At 70.9% G+C, this 3,969-nt stretch carries 1 protein-coding gene; it reads left to right on the top strand.

Going from position 1 to position 3,969, the window contains the following annotated elements:
- Positions 1-3,969, top strand: a 3,969-nt coding sequence (locus tag AB0P41_RS35870) for an SDR family NAD(P)-dependent oxidoreductase (RefSeq protein ID WP_365936189.1), incomplete at both ends; no start/stop codon positions are given.

A 3,969-nucleotide genomic window follows, 5' to 3' on the forward strand; every position in this document is an offset into this window, starting at 1 on the left:
GAGTGCGTCGAGGAGTCGGCGTTCGCCCCGGTGCTGCGCAAGGACCGCGACGAGCCGCAGACACTGGTCACCGCGCTCGCGGAGCTCTACGTGCGTGGAGGGTCCGTCGACTGGGCGGCGTACTTCGCCGGCACCGGCGCCCGACGAATCGACCTGCCGACCTACGCCTTCCAACGGCAGCGCTTCTGGCCCGAAGGCGGGGCGCCCCTCATGGGCGGCAGGGGAGTGCCGGAAGCCTCGTCCCTCGACGCGACTTTCTGGAACGCCGTGGAACGAGAAGATGCTGCAGCGCTCGGTGCGGCCCTGGGCTCGGCTGAGCTGGCACCGCTCGAAGCGATGCTGCCCGCGCTGTCCTCCTGGCGCCGGCAGAGCCGCAACCTGTCCACCGTCGATGCCTGGCGCTACCGCGCCACCTGGCAGCCGGTCTCCGCGGTTCCGCATCCGGAGCTGACGGGCACCTGGCTGGTGGTCACGCCGGAGAACCGCGCAGCGCACCCCGTAACCGACGGGATCAGCGCACACGGTGCCGAGGTCATACACCTTCCGCTCGCCGACACCGTCGGCAGGGAGGAGCTGGCCGGAAAGCTCGCCGGATACCCCGAACTCGCCGGAGTGGTGACACTGCTGGCAGCGGACGAGGAACCCGCCCCCGGAGCGGTGGGTGCCGAGGTCCGGAGGGCCCTGACCCTTGTCCAGGCCCTGAACGACGCGGGCAGGACGGTTCCGCTGTGGTGCCTGACCCGCGGTGCGGTGTCGGTGGGTAGGGCGGACGGAACCGTCAGCCCCGTGCAGGCGCAGGTCTGGGGGCTGGGCCGGGTGGCCGCGCTCGAACACCCGCAGCACTGGGGCGGGTTGCTCGACCTGCCCGAGGTGCTCGACGAGCGGGCGGTAGGGCGTGTCTGCGCTGCTCTGGCGGGAATCGACAGCGAGGACCAGATCGCGATCCGTGCATCGGGTGTGTATGTACGACGCCTCGTCCGCACACCCGGTACCGGGCAGGGTTCCGCCTGGTCACCACGCGGAACGGTACTGATCACCGGCGGGACAGGAGTTCTGGGCGCGCACGTGGCCCGCTGGGCTGCCCGCAACGGTGCCGAGCGGCTGGTGCTCACCAGCAGGCGAGGCGTGGACGCCCCGGGCGCGGCGGAGCTCCGGGACGAACTCGTCTCACTCGGAGCCGCCGTCACGGTCGCATCGTGCGACGTCACGGACCGCGCCGCACTCGCCGAACTGGCGGACGGCCTCCGGTCCGCCGGATCCCCGGTAAGGGCCGTGCTGCACACGGCCGGGGAGGCTGCGTCGCATCCGCTGGCCGAGCTGGATGCCACCGGCCTCGAGGCCGTCCTGTCCGCCAAGGTGGCCGGGGCGACCAACCTGGACGCGGTGTTCACGGACGACGGCGAGGACGGACCGCTTGACGCATTCGTCCTCTTCTCCTCGATCGCGGGAGTGTGGGGCAGCGGGGGCCAGGCCGCCTATGCGGCTGCCAACGCCCACCTCGACGCCCTGGCGCTCAGCCGTCGTGCCCGCGGGCGGGCCGCCACCTCGGTCGCCTGGGGACCGTGGGCCGAGGGCGGCATGGCGCAGGGCGATGCCGAAGCCCACCTGCTGCGACGCGGACTGCCCGCCATGGCTCCCGAGCGCGCTGTCGCCGCTCTACAGCAGGCACTGTCCGAGGGCGACTCCCTCATCACCGTGGCCGATGTCGACTGGGCGCGCTTCGCCCCGGCGTTCACCGCGCTCCGCCCGAGCCCGCTCCTGGCAGGAGTCGCCGAAGCGCGCGAGCTGCAGGAGACCGGGTCGACCCCGTCCGGGGACGGCACGTCAGTTCTGCGAGACCGGCTGGCGACGGCGACCGGAGGGGAGAGGTCCCGGGCACTGCTGGAACTCGTACGCAAGCAGGCTGCGGTCGTGCTGGCGCACCCGAGCGCCGAGTCGGTCACGGCGGCAAGTACGTTCCGCGAACTGGGCTTCGACTCCCTGACCGCTGTAGAACTCCGCAACACCCTGGCCAGGGAGACCGGGCTGACGCTCCCCGCCACGATGGTGTTCGACTACCCGACGCCGACGGTCCTGGCCGAGCACCTGTGCACGGAGCTGTTCGGCGGCGCACTCCAGCGGGCCGACGCCTTCACGGCCGTGGCAGTGGCAGAGCAGGACGATCCCATCGTGATCGTCGGTATGAGCTGCCGGTTCCCCGGGGGCGTCCGCTCGCCCGAGGAACTGTGGGAGCTGCTCGCCGCAGGCGCCGACGGAGTGTCCGGCTTCCCGGTCAACCGGGGCTGGGACCTGGATTCCCTGTACGACCCGGACCCGGATCACCCCGGTACCTCATACGTGTCGGAGGGCGGATTCCTCCATGATGTGGGGGACTTCGACCCCGGCTTCTTCGGGATCTCGCCCCGTGAGGCCACCGCGATGGACCCGCAGCAGCGGCTGCTGCTCGAAACGTCGTGGGAGGCCTTCGAGCGGGCGGGAATCGACCCTGCCTCCCTGCGCGGAAGCCGCACCGGCGTGTTCACAGGGACCAACGGCCAGGACTACTCGGCGCTGCTGTACATGTCGGCCCAGAACGCCGAGGGCCACATGGGAACCGGGAACGGCGCCAGTGCCGTGTCGGGCCGGCTCTCGTACACCTTCGGGCTTGAAGGTCCGGCGGTGACGGTGGACACAGCGTGCTCGTCGTCGCTGGTCGCGCTGCACCTGGCGGTTCAGGCGTTGCGGGCGGGGGAGTGCTCACTGGCCCTGGCGGGCGGCGTCACGGTGATGTCGACGCCCGGAGCGTTCATCGAGTTCTCCCGCCAGCGCGGTCTGGCCGAGGACGGCCGGTGCAAGGCGTTCGCCGACGCGGCGGACGGCACGGGCTGGGGCGAAGGCGTCGGCATGCTGTTGGTGGAGCGGCTGTCGGACGCACGGCGCAACGGTCACGAAGTCCTGGCGGTCGTGCGGGGTTCGGCGGTCAACCAGGACGGTGCGTCGAACGGCATGACGGCACCGAACGGGCCGGCACAGCAGCGTGTCATCCGGCAGGCACTCGCCTCAGCGGGTCTCTCCGCGTCCCAGGTGGACGTGGTAGAGGCGCACGGCACGGGCACCAGGCTGGGTGACCCCATCGAGGCGCAGGCGCTGATGGCGACCTACGGACAGGAGCGCGTGGACGGCAGGCCGCTGCTGCTCGGGTCGGTCAAGTCGAACATCGGTCACACGCAGGCTGCTGCCGGTGTGGCCGGGATCATCAAGATGGTGATGGCGATGCGACACGGGACGCTGCCGCGCACCCTGCACGTCGACAGTCCGTCCTCGCAGGTGGACTGGTGGGCAGGAGCGGTCGAGCTGCTGACCGAGGCGATCACCTGGCCGGAGACGGACGAGCCGTGGCGTGCCGGGGTGTCGTCGTTCGGGATCAGCGGCACCAACGCCCACACGATCATCGAACAGGCACCTCCTGCCCCGGCTGCGGCCGGTGGCACCGCCCCGCCGGTTCTGCCGTGGGTGCTGGCGGGCCGGTCGGAACGGGCCCTCGCGGATCAGGCCGGGCTCCTGCGGTCACACCTCCTACGACGTCCGGAACTCGAAGCGCTCGACGTGGCCTTCTCCCTGGCCACGGGCAGAGCGGCGTTCACACACCGGGCGGTGGTCAGCGGTACTGACCGTGACGCGCTGCTGCGTGGCGTCACAGCCCTCTCCGAAGGTGGTACCGATCCGCAGTTGACGGTGGGCCAGGAGGCGTCCGGGCAACTCGCGGTGTTGTTCTCGGGTCAGGGTGCGCAGCGGTCGGGTATGGGCCGTGAGTTGTATGAGGCGTATCCGGTGTTCGCGGATGCTTTCGATGCGGTGTGTGCGGAGTTGGACCGGCATCTGGATCGTCCGGTTGGGGATGTGGTGTTTGCGGGTGGTGAGCTGCTGGATCAGACGCAGTTCACGCAGGCCGGCCTGTTCGCTCTTGAGGTGGCGTTGTTCCGCCTGGTG

This window comes from Streptomyces sp. NPDC079167, assembly GCF_040686735.1.
Classification (GTDB): Bacteria; Actinomycetota; Actinomycetes; order Streptomycetales; family Streptomycetaceae; genus Streptomyces.